Source organism: Actinacidiphila sp. bgisy167, assembly GCF_057707665.1.
The window spans coordinates 19,329-44,401 of record NZ_JBYIQP010000030.1 but is presented as its reverse complement, the minus strand read 5'-3'; the positions used below and the strand labels follow the sequence as shown (position 1 = coordinate 44,401).

21 protein-coding genes, 1 tRNA gene and 2 pseudogenes are annotated in these 25,073 nt (G+C 73.7%); 18 read left to right on the top strand and 6 right to left on the bottom strand.

Going from position 1 to position 25,073, the window contains the following annotated elements; genetic code table 11:
• Nucleotides 1–109: 109 nt before the first annotated feature.
• The 4 genes and pseudogenes from AC3ET4_RS14640 to AC3ET4_RS14625 all read left to right on the top strand — a co-directional run.
• A pseudogene (locus AC3ET4_RS14640) lies at nt 110–396 on the top strand (winged helix-turn-helix domain-containing protein); the annotation flags it as partial.
• A 204-nt stretch (nt 397–600) separates the two neighbouring features.
• The gene (locus AC3ET4_RS14635; protein ID WP_431949211.1) at nt 601–2,874 is read left to right on the top strand and encodes a HelD family protein; all 2,274 of its coding nucleotides are present in this window, start codon (nt 601–603) and stop codon (nt 2,872–2,874) included.
• A gap of 347 nt (nt 2,875–3,221) precedes the next feature.
• Complete coding sequence (locus AC3ET4_RS14630) at nt 3,222–4,643, top strand: NAD-dependent malic enzyme (RefSeq protein ID WP_431949209.1); 1,422 nt, start codon at nt 3,222–3,224, stop codon at nt 4,641–4,643.
• A gap of 197 nt (nt 4,644–4,840) precedes the next feature.
• Entirely contained in the window at nt 4,841–5,122 is a 282-nt protein-coding gene (locus AC3ET4_RS14625) for an HU family DNA-binding protein (RefSeq protein WP_319138084.1), read from the top strand.
• A gap of 85 nt (nt 5,123–5,207) precedes the next feature.
• Here AC3ET4_RS14625 and murA read toward each other — a convergent pair whose 3' ends face one another.
• The gene (murA, locus tag AC3ET4_RS14620) at nt 5,208–6,542 is read right to left on the bottom strand and encodes a UDP-N-acetylglucosamine 1-carboxyvinyltransferase (RefSeq protein WP_431949206.1); all 1,335 of its coding nucleotides are present in this window, start codon (nt 6,540–6,542) and stop codon (nt 5,208–5,210) included.
• Nucleotides 6,543–6,797: 255 nt separating this feature from the next.
• Between murA and AC3ET4_RS14615 the strand changes: the two genes are divergently transcribed.
• From AC3ET4_RS14615 to AC3ET4_RS14590, 6 genes are all read left to right on the top strand, one after another.
• On the top strand, nt 6,798–7,376 hold the full coding sequence (locus AC3ET4_RS14615) for a YqgE/AlgH family protein (protein ID WP_319138080.1): 579 nt from the start codon (nt 6,798–6,800) through the stop codon (nt 7,374–7,376).
• 11 nt (nt 7,377–7,387) lie between these two features.
• Nucleotides 7,388–7,669 carry a DUF3039 domain-containing protein gene (locus AC3ET4_RS14610; RefSeq protein WP_431949204.1) on the top strand — a complete coding sequence of 94 codons (282 nt, stop codon included), beginning with the start codon at nt 7,388–7,390 and terminating at the stop codon, nt 7,667–7,669.
• 67 nt (nt 7,670–7,736) lie between these two features.
• Nucleotides 7,737–8,900, top strand: a complete 1,164-nt coding sequence (locus AC3ET4_RS14605) for a hypothetical protein (RefSeq protein ID WP_431949202.1) — start codon at nt 7,737–7,739, stop codon at nt 8,898–8,900.
• 579 nt (nt 8,901–9,479) lie between these two features.
• Nucleotides 9,480–10,388: an FAD binding domain-containing protein gene (locus tag AC3ET4_RS14600; protein WP_431949200.1), complete on the top strand. Its 909-nt coding sequence runs from the start codon at nt 9,480–9,482 to the stop codon at nt 10,386–10,388.
• Complete coding sequence (locus AC3ET4_RS14595) at nt 10,385–11,893, top strand: (2Fe-2S)-binding protein (RefSeq protein WP_431949198.1); 1,509 nt, start codon at nt 10,385–10,387, stop codon at nt 11,891–11,893. The genes AC3ET4_RS14600 and AC3ET4_RS14595 overlap by 4 nt, the downstream gene beginning before the upstream one ends.
• A gap of 61 nt (nt 11,894–11,954) precedes the next feature.
• Complete coding sequence (locus AC3ET4_RS14590; protein WP_431949196.1) at nt 11,955–14,291, top strand: xanthine dehydrogenase family protein molybdopterin-binding subunit; 2,337 nt, start codon at nt 11,955–11,957, stop codon at nt 14,289–14,291.
• 56 nt (nt 14,292–14,347) lie between these two features.
• Here the strand turns inward: AC3ET4_RS14590 and AC3ET4_RS14585 are convergent.
• Nucleotides 14,348–14,419 (bottom strand) — tRNA-Cys (locus AC3ET4_RS14585).
• A 91-nt stretch (nt 14,420–14,510) separates the two neighbouring features.
• Entirely contained in the window at nt 14,511–15,380 is an 870-nt protein-coding gene (locus tag AC3ET4_RS14580; RefSeq protein ID WP_431949194.1) for an alpha/beta fold hydrolase, read from the bottom strand.
• A 58-nt stretch (nt 15,381–15,438) separates the two neighbouring features.
• Here AC3ET4_RS14580 and AC3ET4_RS14575 point away from each other — a divergent pair, with 58 nt between their 5' ends.
• From AC3ET4_RS14575 to AC3ET4_RS14550, 6 genes are all read left to right on the top strand, one after another.
• The gene (locus AC3ET4_RS14575) at nt 15,439–16,890 is read left to right on the top strand and encodes an MFS transporter (protein WP_431949192.1); all 1,452 of its coding nucleotides are present in this window, start codon (nt 15,439–15,441) and stop codon (nt 16,888–16,890) included.
• Nucleotides 16,891–16,921: 31 nt separating this feature from the next.
• Nucleotides 16,922–17,122, top strand: a complete 201-nt coding sequence (locus AC3ET4_RS14570) for a hypothetical protein (RefSeq protein ID WP_431949190.1) — start codon at nt 16,922–16,924, stop codon at nt 17,120–17,122.
• 7 nt (nt 17,123–17,129) lie between these two features.
• Nucleotides 17,130–17,291 carry a hypothetical protein gene (locus AC3ET4_RS14565; RefSeq protein WP_431949188.1) on the top strand — a complete coding sequence of 54 codons (162 nt, stop codon included), beginning with the start codon at nt 17,130–17,132 and terminating at the stop codon, nt 17,289–17,291.
• A gap of 32 nt (nt 17,292–17,323) precedes the next feature.
• Nucleotides 17,324–19,132, top strand: a complete 1,809-nt coding sequence (locus tag AC3ET4_RS14560) for a DEAD/DEAH box helicase (protein ID WP_431949186.1) — start codon at nt 17,324–17,326, stop codon at nt 19,130–19,132.
• A gap of 330 nt (nt 19,133–19,462) precedes the next feature.
• Nucleotides 19,463–20,128, top strand: a complete 666-nt coding sequence (locus tag AC3ET4_RS14555) for an IclR family transcriptional regulator (protein WP_431949185.1) — start codon at nt 19,463–19,465, stop codon at nt 20,126–20,128.
• Nucleotides 20,129–20,197: 69 nt separating this feature from the next.
• The gene (locus AC3ET4_RS14550; RefSeq protein ID WP_431949183.1) at nt 20,198–20,986 is read left to right on the top strand and encodes a S16 family serine protease; all 789 of its coding nucleotides are present in this window, start codon (nt 20,198–20,200) and stop codon (nt 20,984–20,986) included.
• A 22-nt stretch (nt 20,987–21,008) separates the two neighbouring features.
• Here AC3ET4_RS14550 and AC3ET4_RS14545 read toward each other — a convergent pair.
• Together AC3ET4_RS14545 and AC3ET4_RS14540 are read right to left on the bottom strand one after the other, a co-directional pair.
• A pseudogene (locus tag AC3ET4_RS14545) lies at nt 21,009–21,203 on the bottom strand (glycine betaine ABC transporter substrate-binding protein); the annotation flags it as partial.
• A gap of 71 nt (nt 21,204–21,274) precedes the next feature.
• Nucleotides 21,275–21,751, bottom strand: a complete 477-nt coding sequence (locus tag AC3ET4_RS14540; RefSeq protein ID WP_431949181.1) for an Lrp/AsnC family transcriptional regulator — start codon at nt 21,749–21,751, stop codon at nt 21,275–21,277.
• Nucleotides 21,752–21,884: 133 nt separating this feature from the next.
• Here AC3ET4_RS14540 and hppD point away from each other — a divergent pair, with 133 nt between their 5' ends.
• The gene (gene hppD / locus AC3ET4_RS14535) at nt 21,885–23,030 is read left to right on the top strand and encodes a 4-hydroxyphenylpyruvate dioxygenase (RefSeq protein WP_431949179.1); all 1,146 of its coding nucleotides are present in this window, start codon (nt 21,885–21,887) and stop codon (nt 23,028–23,030) included.
• A gap of 73 nt (nt 23,031–23,103) precedes the next feature.
• Here the strand turns inward: hppD and AC3ET4_RS14530 are convergent, their stop codons facing one another.
• Nucleotides 23,104–23,535, bottom strand: a complete 432-nt coding sequence (locus tag AC3ET4_RS14530) for a hypothetical protein (protein WP_431949177.1) — start codon at nt 23,533–23,535, stop codon at nt 23,104–23,106.
• Between the two features lie 135 nt (nt 23,536–23,670).
• Between AC3ET4_RS14530 and AC3ET4_RS14525 the strand changes: the two genes are divergently transcribed.
• Complete coding sequence (locus AC3ET4_RS14525; RefSeq protein ID WP_431949175.1) at nt 23,671–25,038, top strand: FAD-binding oxidoreductase; 1,368 nt, start codon at nt 23,671–23,673, stop codon at nt 25,036–25,038.
• Nucleotides 25,039–25,073: the final 35 nt, after the last annotated feature.

Below are 25,073 nucleotides of genomic sequence, written 5' to 3'. Positions count from 1 at the left end.
TCAGGGCCAGGAGGCGTCATAACTGCCCCGAGCACCGCCGCTCGCAGGGGCGGCCGCTTGATCGAGCGCTGGGATCCGGAGGACGAGGAGTTCTGGGAGACCGGCGGCCGCGGGGAAGCGCCTGGAGATCCGCGGCCACGCGGCCCTCGTCGACGGCGAGCGGCGCGCCGTCCCGCCGTCCGGGATGGCCCTGCTCCGCGCGCTCGCCCGGCGCCCCGGCTGGGTCGTCTCCCGGGCCGACCTGCTCCGGGTGCTGACGGGTGCGGGGCGGGACGAGCACGCCGTCGAGACGGCGACGGCGCGGTTGCGGGCGGCGTTGGGGCGCCGGCGCTCGTCCAGACGGTGGTCAAGCGTGGTTACCGCCTGGCGCTCGATCCGGCCGCGGACGGGAAGTACGGACGCCGGGGTGATGTTCGGGTGCGGTCCCGCGGTCGTTCGGCCGGCCCGCGGTCCCGGCGTGCAGCCGGGACCCGGACCGTCCCGGGGGCACGCGCCGAGTGGGCGCGAAACGCCTGGTTGGCGTACGGTGTCAGGCTGCCCCGCTCGCCGGGGCGGCGCGCACGGCGCGTGACGTACGGAAGCACAAGAAGGGGGTCCTGCGTGGCAGCGGTCCGGGACACGGAGATCGCGGTCGAGCAGACGCATCTGGACCGGGTGTACGACCGGCTCGAGGAGAAGATCCACGAGGCGGAGTTCCTCGTGGACGACGCCGTCAAGCGAGGCCAGGTCGGCACGCCGGGTGCGCTCGCCGAGCGCGACGCCCAGGTGTTCCGAGCGGGGCTGCACCTGAACCGGCTGAACGCGGAGTTCGAGGACTTCCTCTTCGGCCGGATCGACCTGCTCCAGGGCAAGGACGGAAAGAAGGGCCCGGACGGGGCCTACACCTCCGTGGAGCCCGCCGAAGACGCGATCCGGCCCGACGGCACGGCGGACGTCGCCGAGACCCTGCACATCGGCCGGCTCGGCGTGCTGGACGCGGACTACGCGCCGCTGGTGATCGACTGGCGGGCCCCCGCGGCGGCGCCCTTCTACCGGGCGACCCCCGTCGCGCCCGGCCGCGTCGTGCGGCGGCGCGTCATCCGCTCCAAGGGGCGCAAGGTGCTGGGCGTCGAGGACGACCTGCTGCGGCCCGAGCTGACGACGGGTCTGCCGGTGGTCGGGGACGGCGCGCTGATGGCCGCGCTGGGCCAGGCGCGCAGCCACACGATGCGGGACATCGTCTCCAGCATCCAGGCCGAGCAGGACGTGGTGATCCGGGCCCCCGCGGCGTCGGTCACCGAGGTCACGGGCGGTCCCGGCACGGGCAAGACCGCCGTGGCCCTGCACCGGGCGGCGTACCTGCTGTACCAGGACCGGCGCCGGTACGCGGGCGGCATCCTGGTCGTCTCCCCGACGCCGCTGCTGGTGGCGTACACCGAGGGCGTGCTGCCCTCGCTGGGCGAGGAGGGCCAGGTCGCGATCCGTGCCGTGGGATCGCTCGTGGACGGCGCCGAGGCCACCACGTACGACGATCCGGCGGTTGCCCGGATCAAGGGCTCGCTGCGGATGCTGAAGGTGCTGCGCAAGGCCGCCCGCGGGGTGCTGGAGTGCGGGGGAGCGTCGGGGCGGTGCCCGGACCGGCTGCGGGTCGTGGCGTTCGGCCGGCGGCTGGAGCTGGACGCCGAGGAGCTGTCGGGCATCCGGCACGCCGTGCTGGGCGGCACGACTCCGGTGAACCTGCTGCGGCCCCGGGCCCGCCGTCTGCTGCTCGACGCGCTGTGGCGCAAGACCGGGCGCCGCTTCGACGATCCGGAGTTGGCCGCCGAGGAGCGGCAGGGCTTCGACGAGGACGTCTCCACCGAGCAGGAGTTCACGGACTTCCTGGCCGCGTGGTGGCCGGTGCTGACCCCGCGCGGGGTGCTGGCGGCGCTCTCCGACGAGAAGCGGCTGGGGCGCTGGTCGCGGCGGGTCCTGACGCCGCCCGAGGTGCGCCGTGTGGCGCGCTCGCTGCGCCGGCTGGACGCCGCGGGCAACGGGGCGCTGTCCGTGCACGACGTGGCGATGCTCGACGAGCTGGAGGCGCTGCTGGGCCCGCCGCCCAAGGTGCGCGCCCGCGAGGCGGACCCGCTGGATCAGCTGACCGGCCTGGAGGAGGTCACCACCTACGCCGACCGGATGGCGGGCGGGCGGCGCAGCCGGCAGGACCGGCTCGACGCGGAGCGCACCGAGTACGCGCACGTGATCGTCGACGAGGCGCAGGACCTCACCCCGATGCAGTGGCGCATGGTGGGCCGCCGCGGCCGTGCCGCGACCTGGACGGTGGTCGGCGACCCCGCGCAGAGTTCGTGGACCGACCCCGACGAGGCGGCGCTGGCCCGCGACGAGGCGCTGGGCACGCGTCCGCGCCGCCGTTTCACGCTCACCGTCAACTACCGCAACCCGGCCGAGATCGCGGATCTGGCGGCGAAGGTGCTGGCGCTCGCCATGCCGGGCAGCGAGGCGCCGCGCGCGGTGCGCTCCACGGGGCTGGTGCCCCGGTTCGTGGTGGCCGAGGGCCGCAGTCCCGGCGAGGCGGTGCGCGCGGAGGCGGAGCGGCTGCTGCGCGAGGTCGAGGGCACGGTGGGTGTGGTCGTGGCCATGGGCCGCCGTGAGGAGGCCCGGGGCTGGCTGGCGGGGCTGGGCGAGCGCGTCGTGGCGCTGGGCAGCCTGGAGGCCAAGGGCCTGGAGTACGACGCCACGCTCGTCGTCTCGCCCGCGGAGATCGCGGACGAGTCCCCGGCGGGACTGCGGGTGCTGTACGTGGCGCTGACCCGGGCCACCCAGCGGCTGACGGTGCTCTCCGGGGAGCGCGACCTGCCGGACGACGCCGGAGTCCCCGACCTGCTGCGGGACTGACGCCATGACGACGGCGGGGCGCCCCTCGGAAAGGGGCGCCCCGCCGGACGCATGTGACACCGACCCGCCATGCTCGCCTCGCGGCAAGTGGGCGCTCGAAGCGCCTATGGTTGGGCCCGGGGGCTTGGATCGAGCCGGTGCCTCACCCAGGCTAACAAACGATCCGTGATTGTCATTCCGTTCGTGCGCCGTTCCGGTGGCCGCCCCGGGAACATTAAGCACGCAAGCTTCCGTTGACCCCCCGAGCCGCTCGAGAGTCGTGCGTGGGCCCCCGGGTTTACGCGTACCCATCGGTAGGTGGGAGCATCGAGGGCGCATCAAGCAGCGACAGCGGAGGAACAGCGGCCATGGCAACGGCGCCAAGCGTCTCGTACTCAATCACGGTGCGGCTGGAGGTGCCCGCGAGCGGATCCGCGGTCAGCCAGCTCACCACGGCCGTGGAGGCCTCCGGTGGCGCGGTCCACGGCCTGGACGTGACCGCTTCAGGCCACGAGAAGCTGCGCATCGACGTGACCATCGCGGCCACCTCGACCGCGCACGCGGACGAGATCGTCGCGAAGCTCGCGCAGATCGAGGGCGTCGCGATCGGCAAGGTGTCCGACCGCACGTTCCTGATGCACCTCGGCGGCAAGATCGAGATGGCGTCGAAGCACCCCATCCGCAACCGTGACGACCTGTCCATGGTCTACACCCCCGGCGTGGCCCGGGTCTGCATGGCGATCGCCAAGAACCCCGAGGACGCCCGCCGGCTGACCATCAAGCGCAACAGCGTCGCGGTGGTCACCGACGGATCGGCCGTGCTGGGCCTCGGCAACATCGGGCCGAAGGCCGCGCTGCCGGTCATGGAGGGCAAGGCGGCGCTCTTCAAGCGCTTCGCGGGCATCGACGCCTGGCCGATCTGCCTGGACACCCAGGACACCGACGCGATCGTGGAGATCGTCAAGGCGATCGCCCCCGGCTTCGCGGGCATCAACCTGGAGGACATCTCGGCGCCCCGCTGCTTCGAGATCGAGGCCCGGCTGCGTGAGGCCCTCGACATCCCCGTCTTCCACGACGACCAGCACGGCACCGCCATCGTGGTGCTCGCGGCGCTGACCAACGCGCTGCGCGTGGTCGGCAAGCAGATCGGCGACGTGAGGGTCGTCATGTCGGGCGCGGGCGCCGCCGGCACGGCCATCCTCAAGCTGCTGCTCGCGGCGGGCGTCAAGCACGCCGTCGTCGCCGACATCCACGGCGTCGTGCACAGCGGCCGGGAGGACGTGGTCGAGGCCGGCTCCGGGTCGGTGCTGCGCTGGATCGCCGACAACACCAACCCGGAGGACATCACCGGGACCCTGCGGGAGGCGGTGCGCGGAGCTGACGTCTTCATCGGCGTCTCCGCCCCCGATGTCCTGGAGGGCGAGGACGTCGCCGCCATGGCCGACGGCGCCATCGTCTTCGCCCTGGCCAACCCGGACCCCGAGGTCGACCCCGCGATCGCCCGGGAGACCGCCGCGGTGGTCGCCACGGGCCGCAGCGACTTCCCCAACCAGATCAACAACGTGCTGGTCTTCCCCGGCGTCTTCCGCGGCCTCCTGGACGCCCAGAGCCGCACGGTCGACACTGACATGATGCTCGCCGCGGCGGCCGCCCTCGCGGACGTCGTCACCGAGGACGAGCTCAACCCGAACTACATCATCCCGAGCGTTTTCAACGACAAGGTCGCGGGCGCCGTCGCCGGCGCCGTCCGCGAGGCGGCCAAGCCTCAGGGCCTCGTCGCGGCTCCATGACGACAGAGCGTCATCGGGCCGTACACGACCCGCTTTTTGTGTGACTCTCCCGGGTGCCGGATTGGCGTTTCCCCCAGAAATAGGGGCAGGATGCGTACCTGGGCGGTGAGGGCCGCACCGCAGAAGCGCGACGAGCGTCTTCATATGCGTCTTCCCCGACGGTCGACGTTGGGGGTTTCCATGCAAGGAGTACTTAGATGAACCGCAGTGAGCTGGTGGCCGCGCTGTCCGAGCGCGCCGAGGTGACCCGCAAGGACGCCGACGCCGTTCTGGCCGCGTTCGCCGAGGTTGTCGGCGAGATCGTCGCCAAGGGCGACGAGAAGGTCACCATCCCCGGCTTCCTCACCTTCGAGCGCACCCACCGCGCCGCGCGCACCGCGCGCAACCCGCAGACCGGTGACCCGATCCAGATCCCGGCCGGCTACAGCGTGAAGGTCTCCGCGGGCTCGAAGCTCAAGGAAGCCGCCAAGGGCAAGTAATTCCGCGACTACCGCGACATGAGAAAGGGCGGCCTCCCCCGCGGGGAGGCCGCCCTTTCCTGTGTCCGGCGGCGGTGCGGCCGGGTCAGTCCGTGTCGGGCAGCTCGACCTTGGCGCCGAGCTTCTCGAGCTTCTCCATGAAGTTCTCGTAGCCGCGGTTGATCAGGTCGATGCCGTGCACCCGTGAGGTGCCCTGCGCGGCCAGGGCCGCGATCAGGTACGAGAAGCCGCCGCGCAGGTCGGGGATGACCAGGTCCGCGCCCTGCAGCTTGGTGGGGCCGCTGACGACGGCGGAGTGCAGGAAGTTGCGCCGGCCGAAGCGGCAGGGGGTGCCGCCCAGGCACTCGCGGTAGAGCTGGATGTGGGCGCCCATCTGGTTGAGGGCCGAGGTGAAGCCCAGCCGGGACTCGTAGACCGTCTCGTGGACGATGGACAGGCCCGAGGCCTGCGTGAGAGCCACGACCAGGGGCTGCTGCCAGTCGGTCTGGAAGCCGGGGTGCACGTCGGTCTCCAGGGCGATGGCGTTCAGCGGGCCGCCGGGGTGCCAGAAGCGGATGCCGTCGTCGTCGACCTCGAACGCGCCGCCGACCTTGCGGAAGACGTTGAGGAAGGTCATCATCTCGCGCTGGCTGGCGCCGCGGACGTAGATGTTGCCCTCGGTGGCCAGGGCGGCGCAGGCCCAGGAGGCGGCCTCCAGGCGGTCCGGGAGCGCGCGGTGGTTGTAGCCGCCGAGCTTGTCCACGCCGGTGATGTGGATGGTGCGGTTGGTGCCCATCGTGATGATGGCGCCCATCTTCTGCAGGACGCAGATCAGATCCTCGATCTCCGGCTCGATCGCGGCGTTGCTGAGCTCGGTGACGCCCTCGGCCAGCACCGCCGTCAGCAGCACCTGCTCGGTCGCGCCGACCGACGGGTACGGCAGTTCGATCTTGCAGCCGCGCAGCCGCTGCGGGGCCTCCAGGTACTGGCCCTCGGGACGCTTCTCGATCACGGCGCCGAACTTGCGCAGCACGTCGAAGTGGAAGTCGATCGGCCGGCCGCCGATGTCGCAGCCGCCCAGGCCCGGGATGAAGGCGTGGCCGAGGCGGTGCAGCAGCGGGCCGCAGAACAGGATCGGGATGCGGGAGGAGCCCGCGTGCGCGTCGATGTCGGCGACGTTCGCGCTCTCCACCTTGGACGGGTCGAGCACCAGTTCCCCGGGCTCGTCGCCGGCCTGCACCGTCACCCCGTGCAGCTGCAGCAGGCCCCGCACCACGCGCACGTCGCGGATGTCGGGCACATTGCGCAGCCGGCTGGGCTCGCTGCCCAGCAGGGCCGCCACCATCGCCTTCGGCACGAGGTTCTTCGCCCCGCGGACGTGGATCTCCCCCTCGAGGGGAGTGCCACCGTGGACAAGCAGTACGTCGTTAAGGCCGGCCATTGCTCTCGCGTTCCAGGAGACGGGCGGAAAGGAAGCTCGGTCCCCGCAGGCACCAAGGTGAAATGGTAAACGGCCTTCCGGCACGCGGAAGAGGGCCGAGACGTCCCACTCGTGTAATGGCTTCGCTACAGCACCCTCCGCGTCCGCCCTGTTCCGGAGGGTGTCCGCGGCCCGCGGGGCGCCTTTCCGCGCGGTTCGCGGGGAAGGAGGCCGCCCGCACCCCGTGCGACGGCGGAATGCGGGATTATGTTGCCCATGACCGAAGTGTCATCGCTCACCGGAAGACTGCTCGTCGCCACGCCCGCGCTCGCGGACCCGAACTTCGACCGGGCCGTGGTGCTGCTGCTCGACCACGACGAGGAAGGCTCGCTCGGCGTCGTGCTCAACCGGCCCACGCCGGTCGGGGTCGGCGACGTACTGGAGTCCTGGGCCGGCCTGGCCGGCGCGCCGCAGGTCGTCTTCCAGGGCGGGCCCGTCTCGCTGGACTCCGCGCTGGGCCTGGCCGTGGTGCCCGGGGAGCCGCGGGGCGGCGAGGACGCGGAGCCGCTCGGCTGGCGGCGGGTGTACGGCGCGATCGGCCTGGTGGACCTCGAGGCGCCGCCGGAGCTCCTGGCGGCCGAGCTGGGCTCCCTGCGCATCTTCGCCGGCTACGCCGGATGGGGGCCCGGCCAACTGGAGGACGAGCTCGTCGAGGGCGCCTGGTACGTCGTGGAGTCCGAACCGGGGGACGTCTTCTCGCCGGACCCCGAACAGCTGTGGCGCTCCGTACTGCGCAGGCAGCGCAGCGAACTCGCGATGGTCGCGACGTATCCGGACGATCCGTCTCTGAACTAGGCTTGCGTCCCATGAGCACTCTCGAGCCCGAGCGCGGGGCGGGCACCGGCACCCTCGTCGAGCCGACCCCGCAGGTGTCGCAAGGCGATGGCGACCACGAGCGCTTCGCGCACTATGTACAGAAGGACAAGATCATGGAGAGCGCGCTCTCCGGATCGCCGGTGGTCGCGCTGTGCGGCAAGGTGTGGGTGCCCGGCCGCGACCCCAAGAAGTACCCGGTGTGCCCGATGTGCAAGGAGATCTTCGAATCCATGCCCAGCGGCGGCGGGGACAAGGACAAGGGCGGCAAGTAGAGGCCGTCGGCACACCCGGCGGGTACGGCCGCGGTGCGGCGGCCGTACCGCGCGTGTTCGGGGGGACATGGCGCAGGACGACGCCGTCACGGCGGAGCGGGTCTTCGGGCTCTGCGAGCGGGGGCGCTTCCAGGTGGCGCACTCGCTCGTCGACGACGCCTTCGTCGCCCGCAACGGCAGCTTCGGCCACCTCGTACGCGCCCGGGTCTTCGCCTACGAGCGGCGCGCCGACCGCGCCCGGGAGGCCGTCGACTGGGCGCTGGCGTACGCGGAGGCCGGCGACCCCGACCCGCCGCTGCTGGCCGGGCTCGTCCTGCTGATGCTGGGCGACGCGCACGCCGCCCTCGGACTCGGCCTGCGGGTGGCCGCCGACGACCCCCGGGAGTGGCGCGCCCAGGTGCTGATCGCCGACTCCTGCCGGACGCTCTCCCGCCGCCCCGAGGCGGTCGCCGCCGCCCGCCGTGCGGTGCTGATCGCCCCCCGCGAGGCCGAGGCGCACGTCGCCCTCGCCCGGGCCCTGGACCTCTCGCTGCGTCCGGCCGACCGCGCCGAGCGCCGCACCGTCGCCGCCCGGGCCCTGCGACTCGGCGCCCCGGCCGCCGACGTGGCGGCGCGGCGCAGGTGGCTGCGGATCCTGCCCGTGCTTCCGGCGGTCGCGCTGGTGCTGTTCGCCGACCCCCTGGTGCTGGCCGGCGGGACGGCCGCCCTCGTGGCGCTGGCCGGCTGGCTGTGGCTGCTGCAGGCCCGCCGCTCCGGCAGCACCGGCCGGGAGCGGCTGCAGAGCGTACGCGCGGTCACCCGCGCCGAGTTGGACGGGGACCCGGCCCGCGCCCGGGCCGTGGCCCTGACCACGGCGGCCTGGCCGGCCATGCTGCCGGTCGTCACCACCGGCCTGGCGGCGGCCGCCGCCGCCGACGGCAGGCCCTGGCCGCTTCCGGCCGTCCTGTGCGCCGCCGCGGGCGCCGCCCTGGTGCTGTGCGCCGCCGCCCGTGCGGTGCGCTGGTGGTACGGAGACACCTTCCTGCGGCGCGACGCCGCGCCCAGCCGGCACGCCGTCCTCCAACTGACCGTTGTCGCGGCCCTCGTCGGCACTGTCGCGGTCCTCTCCGCGGCGCAGACGACGTCCAGGGCGGTGTGGGCCGCCGTGGCCGCGGCCCACATCCTGTGGTGCGTCGCCGGCATGCTGATCCCCGGTCTCGCACTGCACCGGGCCCGCCGCGCGGCCGGCTGAGGGATCTTCGCGCCCGGCCGGAAGCCGGTGCCGGTCCTCCCGCCGCGGCACGTCACTCCATGCCGGGACGACGTCATCCGCCACCTGGCCCTACGGGCGACGCGCCGCGTCGGAGACAGAGGTGACGGCTCGTCAAGGGGTTGCCGCACGCGCCCCCGTGGCCCGCGGTCACGGGGCGCCGCCGCCCGCATGGCCGCCTTCGACGGCGATGTGACGCACCGGGAGGCAGGCGCGGGCCACAGGGGCGTCCGCCCCGCCCTCGCGGCGGTGTCCGGGCGGCCTCGGACGCCCGATCGAGGGGCCGCCCCCGATCGTGTGAGCCCGGCGGCAAGCGCGGGCCGGTCGCCGCGGGAGATGGCAGGGTGGTGTGGCCAATCCGGCAAGACGTGTAAAGGAGTCCATTTCCATCGCAACCTGGAGAAAGCCGCGAACCGGACGAGGTCCCATCCGGAAGCCGGGTCTCCCTTTGCGACCCTCGCGTTGATCGCCCCGGAAGATGTGCCAGAGTTGCCACGTCCGGGCTGTCAGCACGTACCGTACGGCTACCGCACCGCGGACAGCCGGGGAAGGGGCAGCTGCGTGAGCACGTACGCACGGCAGGCAGCGCGCAATGTGGCGTTGCCGACCTCGCTCGACGAGGCCGTGGCGGCCTTGGCCGCCTCGCCCACCGCCGTGCCCGTCGCCGGAGGCACCGACCTCATGGCGGCCGTCAACGCCGGGCTGCTGCGTCCCGCGGGGCTGGTCGGTCTCGGGCGGATCAGCGAGATCCGCGGCTGGCAGTACGCCGACGGCGCGGCCCTGCTCGGCGCCGGCCTCACCCACGCCCGTCTGGGCCGCCCGGACTTCGCCGCGCTCATCCCCGCCCTGGCCGCCGCCGCGCGAGCCGCCGGGCCCCCGCAGATCCGCAACGCGGGCACCCTCGGCGGCAACATCGCCACCGCCGCCCCCACCGGCGACTCGCTGCCCGTGCTGGCCGCCCTGGAGGCGTCCGTCCTGGTCGCCGGACCGGACGGCAACCGCGAACTGCCGGTCAGCCACCTGCTCACCGGCATGGACCCGCTGCGGCCGGGCGAGATCCTGGCGTACGTCCGGATCCCGCTGCTGCACGCGCCGCAGACCTTCCTCAAGGCCACCGGCCGCACCGGACCCGGCCGCGCGATCGCCTCCGTCGCCGTCGTCCTGGATCCCGCCCGCCGCGGCGTACGCTGCGCGGTGGGAGCCGTCGCACCGGTGCCGCTGCGGCCGCTCGAGGCCGAACGCTGGGTCGCCGGGCTGATCGACTGGGACGGCGAGCGCACGCTGGCGCCGGAGGCCCTCACGGCCTTCGGCGAGTACGTCGCCGCCGCCTGCATCCCCGACCCGCTGCCGGCCGCGGACGGCGTGGGGGGACCTCCGGCCGCCGCCTCGGAACTGCCCCCGGCGGCCGTCCAGCTGCGGCGTACGGTGGCCGCACTGGCCCGCCGGGCGCTGGGGAGGGCACTGGCATGAGTGACGACGTGTACGACGACAGGACACCGGACGGGCGCATGACCGACCAGCCGCAGGAGGGGTCCCACCAGCAGCACGGTGGAGGATTCACCCCGGGGCACGGGGTGTGGGAGCCCTCGCCCTACGGCGATTACGACCCCGACCAGACCATGCACGTCTCCTTCGCGGCGCAGTTGTCGATGCCCGAGCCGGGCGCCGACCCGCTCGCCGCCCCCGGCCACGGCTATGCCCCCGCACCGCCAGGGGTGCCGACGGGGGGTGCCCACGCCGAGCCCGCCGTTCCGGCCGCCGGCGAGGACGCGGCCACCACGTGGGCGATCCCCGTCGTACGCGAGGACGCCGCCGCCGACGATTCCGGCGAGTACGCGATGGGCGCCTTCGCGCCCGCTCCCGGCGGCCCCGGGCCGGCGCAGCCCTGGACGGCCCCCGCCGCCCCGCAGGCGCCGCCGATGCCGCACGCGGGGCCCGCCGACGGCGGCTGGTCGCTGCCCGCGGACGCCACTGGCCGGTGGACGCTGCCGCAGACCCCGGACGGCGTCGCCGAGGAGGCCGGCGAGCACCACTTCGCGCCCGCGGCCGCCGCCGAACCCGCGGCCGCCCCCGAACCCGCGGCCGCCCCCGAACCGGTGGCCGCCCCCGAACCCGCGGCCGCCCCCGACTCCATGGCGCTCGGCGACGCCTCGGAGCCCTGGACCGAGCCGGCCGCCGGCGAGGGCCCCGCACACCCGCAGGAGCCCGTCGCGGAGTCCGCCGCGGCACCATCCGGCCAGGACCCGCAGCAGGACCCGCTGCCGGACCCGGTTGTGGACGCCGCGCAAGCCGCGGACTACGCCGCGGGCCCCGCCGCTGACCTCGCCGCGCCGCAGCCGCAGGTCGCGGAGGAAGCGGCACCGGAGGAGACGGCCGGGGAACCCGGTGCGGAGCTCGGCCCGGACGCGCACAGCGAGCACCCGGTGGACTCCTACGTCCTGAGCGTCAACGGCACCGACCGGCCCGTCACCGACGCGTGGCTCGGCGAGTCCCTGCTCTACGTGCTGCGCGAGCGCCTCGGCCTCGCCGGCGCCAAGGACGGCTGCGAGCAGGGCGAGTGCGGCGCGTGCTCTGTCAAGGTCGACGGCCGTCTCGTCGCCTCCTGCCTGGTGCCGGCGGCGACCGCCGCCGGTAGCGACATCCGCACCGTCGAGGGGCTGTCGGCCGACGGCGGCCCCTCGGACGTGCAGCGCGCGCTCGCCGAGTGCGGGGCCGTGCAGTGCGGCTTCTGCATCCCCGGCATGGCGATGACCGTGCACGACCTGCTCGAGGGCAACCACCACCCGACCGAGCTGGAGACCCGGCAGGCCATCAGCGGCAACCTCTGCCGCTGCTCCGGCTACCAGGGCGTCCTGGAGGCCGTGCGGCGGGTCGTGGCCGAGCGCGAGGAGACCGCCGCGGACGACCCCGCCGCCGACCCGGCCGACAGCGTCCGCGTCCCGCACCCGCGTCCCTCCTCCGGAGGCCCGGCGTGAACACCCCGAACCACCTGACCCGGCACCACCTCCCTGCTCGCGGCAGTGAAAGGTACGCGCGATGACGGGCCCCGACGCCGCGACGGCCACCCCGGCCGTGGGCACCCCAGCGACGGCGGCGGCCGACGCCGCCGCGCAGCAGTCCGCGCCGCACGGCATCGGCGCCTCCCTGCCGGCCACCGACAGTCTGGCCAAGGCCCAGGGCACCTACCCGTACGCCGCCGACCTGTGGGCCGAGGGCCTGCTGTGGGCGGCCGTGCTCCGCTCCCCGCACCCGCACGCCCGCATCCTGTCCGTCGACACCACGGAGGCCGCCGCCCTGCCCGGCGTGCGGGCAGTGGTGACCCACGAGGACGTCCCGGGCGACGCCACGCACGGACGCCGCGTCGCCGACCGGCCCGTCTTCGCCAAGGACACCGTCCGGCACCACGGCGAGGCCATCGCCGCCGTGGCCGCCGACCACCCCGACACCGCCCGGCTCGCCGCGGCCGCCATCCACGTCGAGTACGAGGTCCTGGAGCCGGTCATCGACCCGGAGCGGGCGTTCGCGGCGCCCCCGCTGCACCCCGACGGCAACCTCATCCGCCACATCCCGCTGCAGTTCGGCGACCCGGACGTGGTCGGCGAGGTCATCGTCGAGGGCCTGTACCGGGTGGGCCGCCAGGACCCGGCGCCGGTCGGCGCCGAGGCCGGCCTCGCCGTGCCCCGCCCCGACGGCGGCGTGGAGTTGTACGTCGCCTCCACCGACCCGCACAGCGACCGCGACCTGGCCGCCGCCTGCTTCGGGCTGGAGCCGGACCGGGTCAAGGTCGTCGTCACCGGAGTGCCCGGCGCGATGGGCGACCGCGAGGACTCCGGGGTGCAGATCCCGCTCGGGCTGCTCGCGCTGAAGACGGGCTGCCCGGTGAAGTTCGTCGCCACCCGCGAGGAGTCCTTCCTCAGCCACAGCCACCGCCACCCGACCCTGCTGCGCTACCGCCATCACGCGGACGCCGAGGGCCGGCTGGTCAAGGTCGAGGCCCAGGTGCTGCTGGACGCGGGCGCGTACGCCGACACCTCCGCCGACGCGCTCGCCGCGGCCGTGGCCTTCGCAGCCGGCCCCTACGTCGTCCCGCACGTCTTCGTCGAGGGCTGGGCGGTGCGCACCAACAACCCGCCCGCCGGGCACGTCCGGGGCGAGGGCGCGATGCAGGTCTGCGCGGCCTACGAGGGGCAGATGGACAAGCTCGCCGCCAGGCTCGGCCTGGACCCGGCGGAGATCCGCATGCGCAACGTCATGGCCACCGGCGATCTGCTGCCCACCGGCCAGACGGTCACCTGCCCGGCGCCCGTCGGCGAGCTCCTCAAGGCCGTGCGCGACGCCGACCTCCCCCCGCTGCCCGTCGACGACGACGAGTCCGAGTGGCTGCTCCCCGGCGGCCTGGAGGGCGCGGGGGAGCCGGGCGCGGTGCGCCGCGGCGTGGGCTACGCGCTGGGCATGGTCCACATGCTCGGGGCCGAGGGCACCGACGAGGTCTCCACCGCCACCGTGCGCGTCCACGACGGCGCCGCCACCGTCATCTGCGCCGCCGTCGACACCGGTCAGGGCTTCGCGACCCTGGCCCGGCAGATCGTGCAGGAGGTCCTCGGCGTCGAGGACGTCCGCGTGCTGCCCTCCGACACCGACCAGCCGCCTGCCGGCGCCGCCGCCCGCGGCCGCCACACATGGGTTTCCGGCGGCGCCGTCGAACGCGCCGCCAAGATGGTGCGCACCCAGCTGCTGCAGCCGCTGGCCGGGAAGTTCGGCATGTCGCCGGAGCTGCTCTCCATCGCCGACGGCAAGATCACCTCGTACGACGGTGTGCTCTCCACCACCGTCGAGGAGGAGCTTGCCGGCAAGGAGCTGTGGGCCACCGCGCAGTGCCGTCCGCACCCCACCGAGAGGCTCGACGACACCGGCCAGGGCGACGCTTTCGTGGGCCTCGCCTTCTGCGCCGTGCGCGCCGTGGTCGACGTCGACATCGAACTCGGCGCGGTCCGGGTCGTCGAGATGGCCGTCGCCCAGGACGTCGGCCGGGTCCTCAACCCGGCCCAGCTGCGGGCCCGCATCGAGGCCGGGGTCACCCAGGGCGTCGGCATGGCACTCATGGAGGACCTCCGCGCGCCGCGCGGCGTCATCAAGCGGCCCAACCTCACCGGGTATACGCTGCCCACCGCGCTCGACGCGCCCGCGATCCGGGTCGTCCGGCTCGTGGAGGAACGCGACGTGCTCGCCCCCTTCGGCGCCAAGGCCGCCAGCGCGGTCCCCGTCGTCGTCTCCCCGGCCGCCGTCGCCTCCGCCGTCCGCGCGGCCACCGGCCGCCCGGTCAGCCGCCTCCCCATCCGCCCCCAGCACGCGGTGGTCCGCCCGCAGGGCTGACCCACCGCCAGACACCCCGAGGGGCCCGGTCCGTGCGGACCGGGCCCTTCGCGCGGAGGCCGTGGCGGGAATCGAACCCACGTCACTCGATGTGCAGTCGAGCCCCTGAAGCACTCGGGCACACGGCCGTGCGTCGTCGACGTGCATCGACCACAGGCGCGGCCCCCGGGAGGGGGTCAACGCTTCCGGGCGGCCCGCAACAGGACTGCCCCACCCCGTTCATGAACCGCCGGGGACAGCCGCGCCCGACAGGAACTCCTCCACCACCGAGCGGAACAGCTCGGGTTCGTCCACCCACGGGAAGTGCCCGACGGCGTGCAGCGGGCGAAGCCGGGCGTGCGGGAAGCAGGCCGCGACGGCCTCGCCCGCGCGCATGCCGGTGACGGCGTCGCGGTCGCCGGTCAGGACCAGGACCGGGCAGGTCACCTCGCGCAGACGGGCCAGCACGGCGCGCCGGCCCGGTTCGTCCACGCCCTGCCAGAAGCCGGCCCGGGGCACCGGGTGCAACTGGCCGCCCTCGGCGGCGGCGTGGGCGCGCTGGCGCTCGCCCCAGTGCCCGTACGCCATCGGCGCGATCCGCAGCAGCAGCGCGCGGACCCGGTCGAGGTCGTCGGCGCTCTCCAGTTCGGCGAGGGCGGCGACCGCCTCCGGCCACCAGGGTTCGCCGACGCGGCTCTCGAAGATCTCCCGGGCGTCGTCGGGCAGCTCGCCCTGCAGCCGGGAGCCCGGGGCGACCAGCACCAGGTGCGTCAGCCGCTCCGGGTAGGCGGCGGCGTACGCCTGCGCGGTCGCCGCGGCGGCGTCGTGCGCGAGCAGGGCGAAACGCTCCAGACCCAGGTGCCCGCGCAGCGCCTCGACGTCCTGGGCGAGTCGCGGGAAGGAGTAGGCGAGCGGATCGCCGGCCGGCGGGCTGCCTCCGGTGCCCCGGCTGTCCGGGACCACCAGCCGCCGGCCCCCGTCCAGCCCGCCCAGGCCGCCCAGGTAGGCCGCGTCCCGTCCCGGGCCGCCGGCGAGGGCGAGCAGGACGGGCCCCTCGCCGGTGTCCGCGTAGGCGAGCTCGGTTCCGTCGTACGTCGTGTAGTGCGGCATGGCCTACGCCTTCCCCGCCCGCGCCGCTTCTCGCGCCGCCGTCCGGGGACCGATCGGGATGCCAGGGGTGCAGGGCTGTTTGACCCCTTACCCTGTCGTGGTGACCACCGCAGAGACCGAGCCGGTATCCGGCCCCGCAGGCATGCCCTTCGCCGCTCCGGACGCCGGCACCGACACCGTGCTGGGCGGCCGCTACCGCGCGCTGACCCTCGCGATGGTCTCCGTCGTCCTGCTCATCGCCTTCGAGGCCACGGCCGTCGGCACCGCCATGCCCGTGGCCGCGCGCGAGCTGGACGGGCTGCCGCTGTACGCCTTCGCCTTCTCCGGTTACTTCACCACCTCCCTCTTCGCGATGGTCGTCAGCGGCCAGTGGTGCGACCGCACCGGCCCGCTCGCGCCGCTCGTCGCCGGCATCGGCGCCTTCGCCGTCGGGCTGGCCGTGTCCGGCACCGCCCAGTCCATGTGGCCGTTCGTACTGGGCCGCGCCGTGCAGGGCATCGGCGGCGGGCTCGTCATCGTCGCCCTGTACGTCATCGTCGGCCTCGCCTACCCCGAACGCCTGCGGCCCGCGGTGATGGCCGCCTTCGCCGCGTCCTGGGTGCTGCCCTCCATCGTCGGGCCGCTCGTGGCCGGCACGGTCACCGAGCAGTTCGGCTGGCGCTGGGTCTTCCTGGCCATCCCCGTACTCGTCGTGCTCCCGCTGCTGATGGGCCTGCCCGCGCTGCGCCGCACCTCCCTGCGGCGGCCCCCGGACGACCGCAAGGCTCTGGACCGCCGCCGGCTGTGCCTGGCGTTCGCCGTCTCCGCCGGCGCCGGGCTGCTGCAGTACGCCGGGCAGGACCTGCGGCCGCTGTCGCTGGTCTTCGCCCTGGCGGGTGCCGTGCTCGTCGTCCCGGCCGCGCTGCGACTGCTGCCCCGGGGCACCTTCCGCGCGGCTCGCGGACTGCCGGCCGTGGTGCTGCTGCGCGGGGTGGCTTCCGGCACGTTCCTCGGCGCCGAGAGCTTCGTCCCGGTGATGCTCGTCACACAGCGGCACATGTCGCCGACCCTCGCCGGGCTCTCCCTGGCCGGCGGCGGGGTCACCTGGGGCATCGGCTCCTGGCTCCAGGGCCGCCCGCGCCTGGAGCCGCACCGCGAACGCCTCGTCGTCCTCGGCATGTTCCTCATGGCCGCCGCGATCGCCGGCGCCGCCCTGACGCTGCTGGACGCCGCCCCCGCCTGGACCGCGGCCGCGGCGTGGGCCGTGGGGGGCATCGGCGCGGGCCTGGTCATCTCCTCCCTGAGCGTCATCCTCTTCAAGCTCTCGCCACCCTCCGAGGCCGGCGCCAACTCCGCCGCCCTCCAGGTCTCCGACGCCCTGGCCAGCGTCGTCCTCGTCGCCGCCGCGGGCACCGTCTTCGCCGCCCTCGGCGGGGCGGCGGGCGCCTTCACGGCCGTCCTCCTGCCCCTGGCCTTCCTCGCCCTCGCGGGCGTCGGCGTGGCGGCGCGGCTGCGCCTGAAAACGGGGTGAGGCGGGAGCGCGGGGAGGTTACCGTCCCGGTGTGAAAGAGCTGACCGTCGTATTCACCGACGCCGAGTGGGAGTCCCTGAGCGACCTCGCCGACGCGCACGGCGTGCCGGTCGCGGAGTTCGTGCGCGCGGCGGTACGGGCGTACCAGGCCGCCGAGGCCGTGCGTGTCCGCGCCGCAGGGGAGGCGTACGCCTCCGCCCACGCGGACCTGCTGCGCAGGCTGGGGGAGTGAGGTGACCATGCGCCACCTCACCCTCGCCGAGGTCACGGACCTCGCCCGCCTGGCCTGCGGCGGGGAGCCGCCCGCGCTGCGCGAGCCCGGGCTGAGCCCCAGCAAGACCGCCGCCGCCAGCCACGCCGTCCGCTTGCACGACCCCGGGCCGAGCGCCAGTAGGCTGTGACGGTTGTCGTACCCGACCCGTCACCGGAGACCGTGACTACCACCGCCCCGCACAGCGCCAGCAACTCGCACTCGCACCACCTGTCGCCCGCCTTCCCCGGCCGCGCCCCCTGGGGCACGGCCGGCAAGCTGCGCGCCTGGCAGCAGGGTGCCCTGGACCGGTACATCGCGACGCAGCCACGTGACTTCCTGGCCGTCGCGACCCCCGGCGCCGGCAAGACGACCTTCGCGCTCACCCTCGCCTCGTATCTGCTGCACAACCACCTCGTGCAGCAGATCACCGTCGTCGCCCCCACCGAGCACCTGAAGAAGCAGTGGGCGGAGGCCGCGGCCCGGATAGGCATCAGGCTGGACCCGGAGTACAGCGCGGGGCCGCTCGGCAAGGAGTACCACGGGGTCGCGGTGACCTACGCGGGCGTCGGCGTGCGCCCGATGCTGCACCGCAACCGCTGCGAGCAGCGCAAGACGCTGGTGATCCTGGACGAGATCCACCACGCGGGCGACAGCCGGTCCTGGGGCGAGGCGTGCCTGGAGGCCTTCGAGCCGGCGACCAGACGGCTGGCGCTGACCGGGACGCCCTTCCGGTCGGACACCAACCCGATCCCGTTCGTGACGTACGAGGAGGGCAACGACGGCATCCGCCGCTCGTCGGCCGACTACACCTACGGTTACGGCAACGCGCTCGCCGACGGTGTCGTGCGGCCTGTGATCTTCCTCTCCTACAGCGGCACCATGCGCTGGCGTACGAAGGCCGGCGACGAGCTCTCCGCACGGCTCGGCGAACCCATGACCAAGGACGCGATCAGCCAGGCGTGGCGGACCGCGCTGGCGCCGACCGGCGAGTGGATCCCGAACGTGCTGCGCGCCGCGGACCAGCGGCTGACGGAGGTCCGCAAGTCCATCCCGGACGCCGGTGCGCTGGTGATCGCCACCGATCAGGACTCCGCCCGCGCGTACGCCAAGCTCATCCGGGAGATCACCGGGCACAAGGCGACGCTGGTGCTCTCCGACGACGCGGGAGCGTCCTCCCGGATCGAGGAGTTCAGCGCGAGCGACGACCGGTGGATGGTCGCGGTCCGCATGGTGTCGGAGGGCGTGGACGTCCCGCGGCTGGCCGTCGGGGTCTATGCGACGACCATCTCCACGCCGCTGTTCTTCGCGCAGGCGGTGGGCCGTTTCGTACGGTCCCGCCGGCGCGGCGAGACGGCCTCGGTCTTCCTGCCCACCATCCCCATGCTGCTGGGCTTCGCGAACGAGATGGAGGTCGAGCGCGACCACGCCCTCGACAAGCCCAGGAAGGAGGGCGAGGAGGACCCGTACGCGGAGTCCGAGAAGGAGCTGGCGGAGGCCGAGAAGCAGCAGGACGAGGACACCGGCGAGCAGGACATGCTGCCCTTCGAGGCGCTCGAGTCCGACGCCGTCTTCGACCGGGTGCTCTATGACGGCGCCGAGTTCGGCATGCAGGCCCACCCGGGCAGCGAGGAGGAGCAGGACTATCTGGGCATTCCGGGTCTTCTCGAGCCGGACCAGGTGCAGTTGCTGTTGCAGAAGCGGCAGGCCCGGCAGATCGCGCACAGCCGGAAGAAGCCGGACAGCGAGGCGGACCTGCTGGAACTCCCCGCCGAGCGGCGGCCGATCGTCACGCACAAGGAGCTGCTGGAGCTGCGCAAGCAGCTGAACACGCTGGTCGCGGCGTACAACCACCAGAGCGGCAAGCCGCACGGCGTCATCCACAACGAGCTGCGCCGGGTGTGCGGCGGTCCGCCGAGCGCGGAGGCGACGGCGGGGCAGCTCCACGAGCGCATCAAGAAGGTCCGGGAATGGGCGACCCGGATGCGCTGAGCGGCGGTCGTGGGCTCAGGCGCGGTGCGCCTCCCTGATTCTGACGTATCGTCAGCGATGCCGCGGATCCTGCGGCCGTTGGGGAGGTTCGGCGGAGGATTTGCGGTGGCGGCTCCAACCGACCGGCTCGCGTGACCGGATTGTGGACGAAGTCTTCCGCTCAGCGGTACCCGCTCGCTAGCGTTCCGGTCACGCAACGCGCCGTGGCAGTGGAGCCTCGGGGCGCCAGCCGGTACCGCCAGGCCGGTGGCCACTCCGCGCTCTGCCGCGGGACCGCCAGTGCTCCCGCCGTGCGAGATGAGCCGCCACTCACACGATTAAGGGGGCGTCGTGACCGCGGAGACCTCTCAGACACTTGATCGGGGCCTGCGGGTCCTGAAGCTGCTGGCCGACACCGACCACGGGCTGACCGTCACGGAACTGGCGATGAAGCTGGGCGTCAACCGCACGGTGGTCTACCGCCTCCTCGCCACCCTGGAACTGCACTCCCTGGTCCGCCGCGACCTCGGCGGGCGCGCCCGCGTCGGGCTCGGTGTGCTGCGGCTGGCACACCAGGTGCACCCGCTGCTGCGCGAGGCCGCGCTGCCCGCCCTGCGCTCCCTCGCCGAGGACATCGGGGCCACCGCCCACCTCACCCTCGTCGACGGCAGCGAGGCGCTGGCCGTGGCGGTCGTCGAGCCGAGCTGGACCGACTACCACGTCGCCTACCGCACCGGCTTCCGGCACTCCCTGGAGCGCGGCGCCGCGGGCCGGGCGATCCTGGCCGGGCGCAGCCTGCAGCCCTTCGAGCCCGATCCGCGCTGCTGCGAGGGCCCCGGCTACGTCCTCACCCACGGCGAGCTGGAGGCCGGCGCGAGCGGCGCCGCGGCCCCGCTGGTGGGGGTGCCGGGCGTGGAGGGCAGCGTCGGTGTGGTGATGCTGTCCGACGCGGTACCCGAACGGGTGGGCCCGCGGGTCGTCGAGGCGGCGGTGGAGGTCGCCGACGCCCTGCGGTGAGGGTTCGCGCGGGGGTGGGGCGCACCGGGCTCCGGCACGCCGGCCGCCGCCGTGAACTACATTCACCTCATGCCTTTCGTCTCCGCCCGGAACCGGATCCTCGCCCTCTGCGCCGCGCTCGTGGCCGTGCTGCTGGCGGTGGCCCTGTTCGCGCCGCTGCCGATCTCGATCGTCATGCCGGGGCTCACGGCCGACGTGCTCGGCGACGACCAGGGCAAGCCGGTGATCACGATCACCGGCACCGAGACCCGCGAGACCTCGGGGCAGTTGCGGATGACGACCATCGCGGCGACCAACCCGGACGCGGTCGTCCGCTTCGATGACGTCCTCACGGCCTGGTTCGCCACCGACCAGGCCGTGATGCCGCGCGACGCGGTGTACCCGACCGGCGGCACGGTCAAGGAGATCGAGCGCCACAACCGGGCGGAGATGACGGAGTCCCAGCAGGACGCGACCGCCGCGGCCCTGCGGCAGCTGCGGCTGTCCCCCTCGGAGGTCGACGTCACCCTCCACCTCGCGGACGTCGGCGGGCCCAGCGCGGGCCTGATGTTCAGCCTGGGCATCATCGACAAGATCGAGGGCAACGGCCGCGGCGGCGACCTCACCGGCGGCCGCAGGATCGCCGGCACGGGGACGATCACCGCCGACGGCAAGGTCGGGCCGGTCGGCGGTGTCCCGCTCAAGGAGCAGGCCGCGCGGCGCGACGGCGCGACCGTCTTCCTCGTCCCGAAGGCCGAGTGCGCCGACGCCAAGTCCGAACTCCCCAAGGGACTGCGGCTGGTGCCCGTCACCACCCTCGACGGCGCGGTCGACGCCCTGGAAGCCCTCGACACCGGAGGCAAGGTCCCCAGCTGCTGAGGCCCGCCCACCGGTGCGCCGCTCAGCCCGCCGTGATGAAGCCCTCCTTCACCAGCCAGGCCTTGGCCACCTCGTGCGGGTCCTCGCCCTCCACGTCGACCTTCGCGTTGAGCTCACGGCCGACGGCGTTGGTGAGCTTCGCCGACAGCGGGTCGAGCAGGCCGCGGATGGCCGGCCAGCGGTCGAGGGTCCTGCCGTTGACGACGGGGGCGGCGTCCGTGCCGGACGGCGAGGTACTCCCAGAAGCTCACCCGGAATCACCCCCGCCGTCCCTCGTCTCCGTGCCGGCTACGCGTCCGCGTCCTGCGCCGCCTGCTCGACCAGCGGGATGATCCGCAACGGGACCGGATTCTCCATGACGATCGCCGTGGAGGCCCGCACGATGCCATCAAAGCCCACAACCCGGTCGATCACACGTTGGAGGTCGGCGTTCGAGCGGGCCACCAGCCGGCACAGCATGTCCCCCTGCCCGGTCGTGGTGTGCAGCTCCAGCACCTCCGGCACGCCTGCCAGGTGCGCCCGCACGTCCGGGCCCTGTCCCTGCTTGATCTCCAGCGTCGCGAAGGCCGTCACCGGATAACCCAGCGCGGCCGGGTCCACCTGCGGCCCGAAGTCGCGGATCACCCCGTTGGCCTGAAGCCGGTCAAGTCGTGCCTGCACCGTCCCGCGCGCCACTCCCAGGCGGCGCGACGCCTCCAGCACGCCGATCCGGGGTTCCTCGGCGAGCAGCTTGATCAGCCGACCGTCCAGCCGGTCGATCCCCATGGCGCCCCCTGCCCTCCCGTGACGGTGGTCACTGTGCACAGAATGCCAACTGCATCTGCTGTACCGCTGTACAGATTGCCCAATGGTTCTGACAAGTATTGCGCACCTTGAAGTGTCAGGCGAGGCTGCTGCCATGACTGAGACCCTGGATCACACGGCCCCCACCCCCGGCGACGCTGACCCGTTCCCGGTCAAGGGGATGGACGCTGTCGTCTTCGCCGTGGGCAACGCCAAGCAGGCCGCCCACTACTACTCGACCGCGTTCGGCATGAAGCGCGTGGCCTACTCCGGACCGGAGAACGGCAGCCGCGAGACCGCCTCCTACGTCCTGGAGTCCGGGAGCGCCCGCTTCGTGTTCACCTCGGTCATCAAGGCCACCACCGACCACGGCCGCTTCCTGGCGGAGCACGTCGCCGCCCACGGCGACGGCGTGGTGGACCTGGCCCTGGAGGTGCCGGACGTCCGCGCCGCCTACGACTATGCCCTCGCGCACGGCGCCACCGGCCTGGAGGAGCCGCACGAGGTCTCCGACGAGTTCGGCACCGTCGTCGTGGCCGCCATCGCCACCTACGGCGAGACCCGCCACACCCTGGTCGAGCGCGGCGCCTACAAGGGCCCGTACCTGCCCGGCTACGTCGCCGCCGAGCCGATCGTGGAGCCCCCGGCCAAGCGGTTCTTCCAGGCGATCGACCACTGCGTCGGCAACGTCGAACTCGGCAGGATGAACGACTGGGTGACCTTCTACAACCGCGTCATGGGCTTCACCAACATGAAGGAGTTCGTCGGTGACGACATCGCCACCGAGTACTCGGCCCTGATGTCCAAGGTCGTCGCGGACGGCACGCTGAAGGTCAAGTTCCCCATCAACGAGCCCGCGATCGCCAAGAAGAAGTCGCAGATCGACGAGTACCTCGAGTTCTACGGCGGCCCGGGCGTCCAGCACATCGCCCTCGCCACCAACGACATCGTCGCCTCGGTCCGCGCGATGCGCGCCGCCGGCGTCGAGTTCCTCGACACCCCGGACTCCTACTACGACACCCTCGGCGAGTGGGTGGGCGACACCCGCGTCCCGATCGACACCCTGCGCGAGCTGAAGATCCTGGCAGACCGGGACGAAGACGGCTACCTGCTGCAGATCTTCACCAAGCCTGTCCAGGATCGCCCGACCGTCTTCTTCGAAATGATCGAGCGGCACGGTTCGATGGGCTTCGGCAAGGGCAACTTCAAGGCGCTCTTCGAGGCGATCGAGCGCGAGCAGGAGCGCCGCGGCAACCTCTGATCGCCGACACGGCGGACTCCGGCGCCGGTCCGTGCCCCCACGGGGGAGGGGCGTGGACCGGCACCGGCCGCCGTCAGAAGACGAGCCTGAAGTGGCGGAAGGCCATCACGAGCGCGTACGCGCCGAACGCCCACAACGCCAGCGCCCCCAGCACCGCCCCCGTCGCCGCCCACAGCCCCGTGCGCGGCGGCCGCCGCAGCGCCCCGGCGAGCGCGCCGGCCACCGTACCCGCCGCGGGCAGACCCCCGATGAGCACGGCCGCGTTCTCCAGGGCCACCTTGGTGCGGTGGTTGCCGGCCCAGTCCGTGGGGCTCGCGTGCCGCGCCGCGTCCACCGCGCCCATGACCCACAGCACCACCGGCGGGGCGAGCAGCACGACCGCCCACACGCAGCGCACCACGATCCTGCGCCCGTGCCGCCGCACCTGCTCCGCGTCCCGGGCACCCGTCGCGCCCGTCGTGCCCGTCGCGCCCGTCGTGCCCGTCCTGTCCGTCGTCTCCGTCACGTCGGTCATCCTCGCCGGGTGGTGCCCGGGCCACCATCCGTACGGATACTCACGCACACCCGCAACGCGCCCCGGAACCGATCCGCCCCGTGACGCGATCTTCCCCGGGCGGCGGCGCGGTGCGAAGCTGGACGCATGGGCGATCTCATCGACCGGCTGCGCGCCGGGCTCCCCGACGAGGCCATCCTCGTCGATCCCGACGTCACCGCCTCCTACGCGAACGACATGGCGAGCTTCTGCCCCTCAGGGGCGCCCGCGGTGGTCGTTCTGCCGCGCACCGTGGAGCAGGTCCAGCACGTCATGCGGACCGCCACGGCCCTGCGGGTGCCCGTCGTGCCGCAAGGAGCCCGTACCGGCCTGTCGGGCGCCGCCAACGCCACCGACGGCTGCATCGTGCTCTCCCTGACCAGGATGGACCGCGTCCTGGAGATCGACCCCGTCGACCGCGTCGCGGTCGTCGAGCCGGGCGTCGTCAACGCCGCCCTGTCCCGCGCCGTCGCCGAGCGGGGCCTGTACTACCCACCGGACCCCTCCAGTTGGGAGCAGTGCACCATCGGCGGCAACATCGGCACCGGCTCCGGAGGCCTGTGCTGTGTCAAGTACGGGGTCACCGCCGAGTACGTGCTCGGCCTGGAAGTCGTCCTGGCCGACGGGCGGCTGCTGCGCACCGGCCGGCGCACCGCCAAGGGCGTCGCCGGATACGACCTGACCCGGCTGTTCGTCGGCTCCGAGGGCAGCCTCGGCATCGTGGTGCGGGCCGTGCTGGCGCTCAAGCCCGCGCCGCCCGCCCAGCTGGCCCTGGTGGCCGAGTTCCCCTCGGCGGAGGAGGCCTGCGCGGCCGTCTGCGACATCATGGCCGGCGGGCACGTGCCCTCGTTGCTGGAGCTGATGGACGGCACGACCGTGCGCGCCGTCAACACGATGACGAACATGGGCCTGCCCGAGTCCACCGAGGCGCTGCTGCTCGCCGCCTTCGACACCCCCGACCCCGCCGCCGACCTGGCCGCGGTGGGAGCGTTGTGCACGGCCGCCGGGGCGACGCAGGTGGTGCCCGCCGAGGACGCGGCGGAGTCCGAGATGCTGCTGCAGGCGCGGCGGTTGGCGCTGCCCGCGCTGGAGCGGGTCTCCACGGCCACGATGATCGACGACGTGTGCGTGCCGCGCGGCAGGCTCGCCGCGATGCTGGACGGGGTCGCGGCGATCGCCCGCAAGCACGACCTGACGATCGGGGTGTGCGCGCACGCCGGGGACGGCAACACCCACCCCGTGGTCTGCTTCGACGCCGCCGATCCGGAGGAGTCCGGCCGGGCCCGCGAGTCCTTCGACGAGATCATGGCCCTCGGCCTGGAGCTCGGCGGCACGATCACCGGGGAGCACGGCGTCGGGGTCCTCAAACGCGAGTGGCTGGCGCGCGAACTCGGCCCGGTGGGGCTGGAGATGCAGCGCGGCATCAAGGCCGTCTTCGACCCGCTCGGCATCCTCAACCCGGGCAAGGTGTTCTGAGCCCGCCGCCGAGCCCGCCGCTGCGGCCGCCGCCG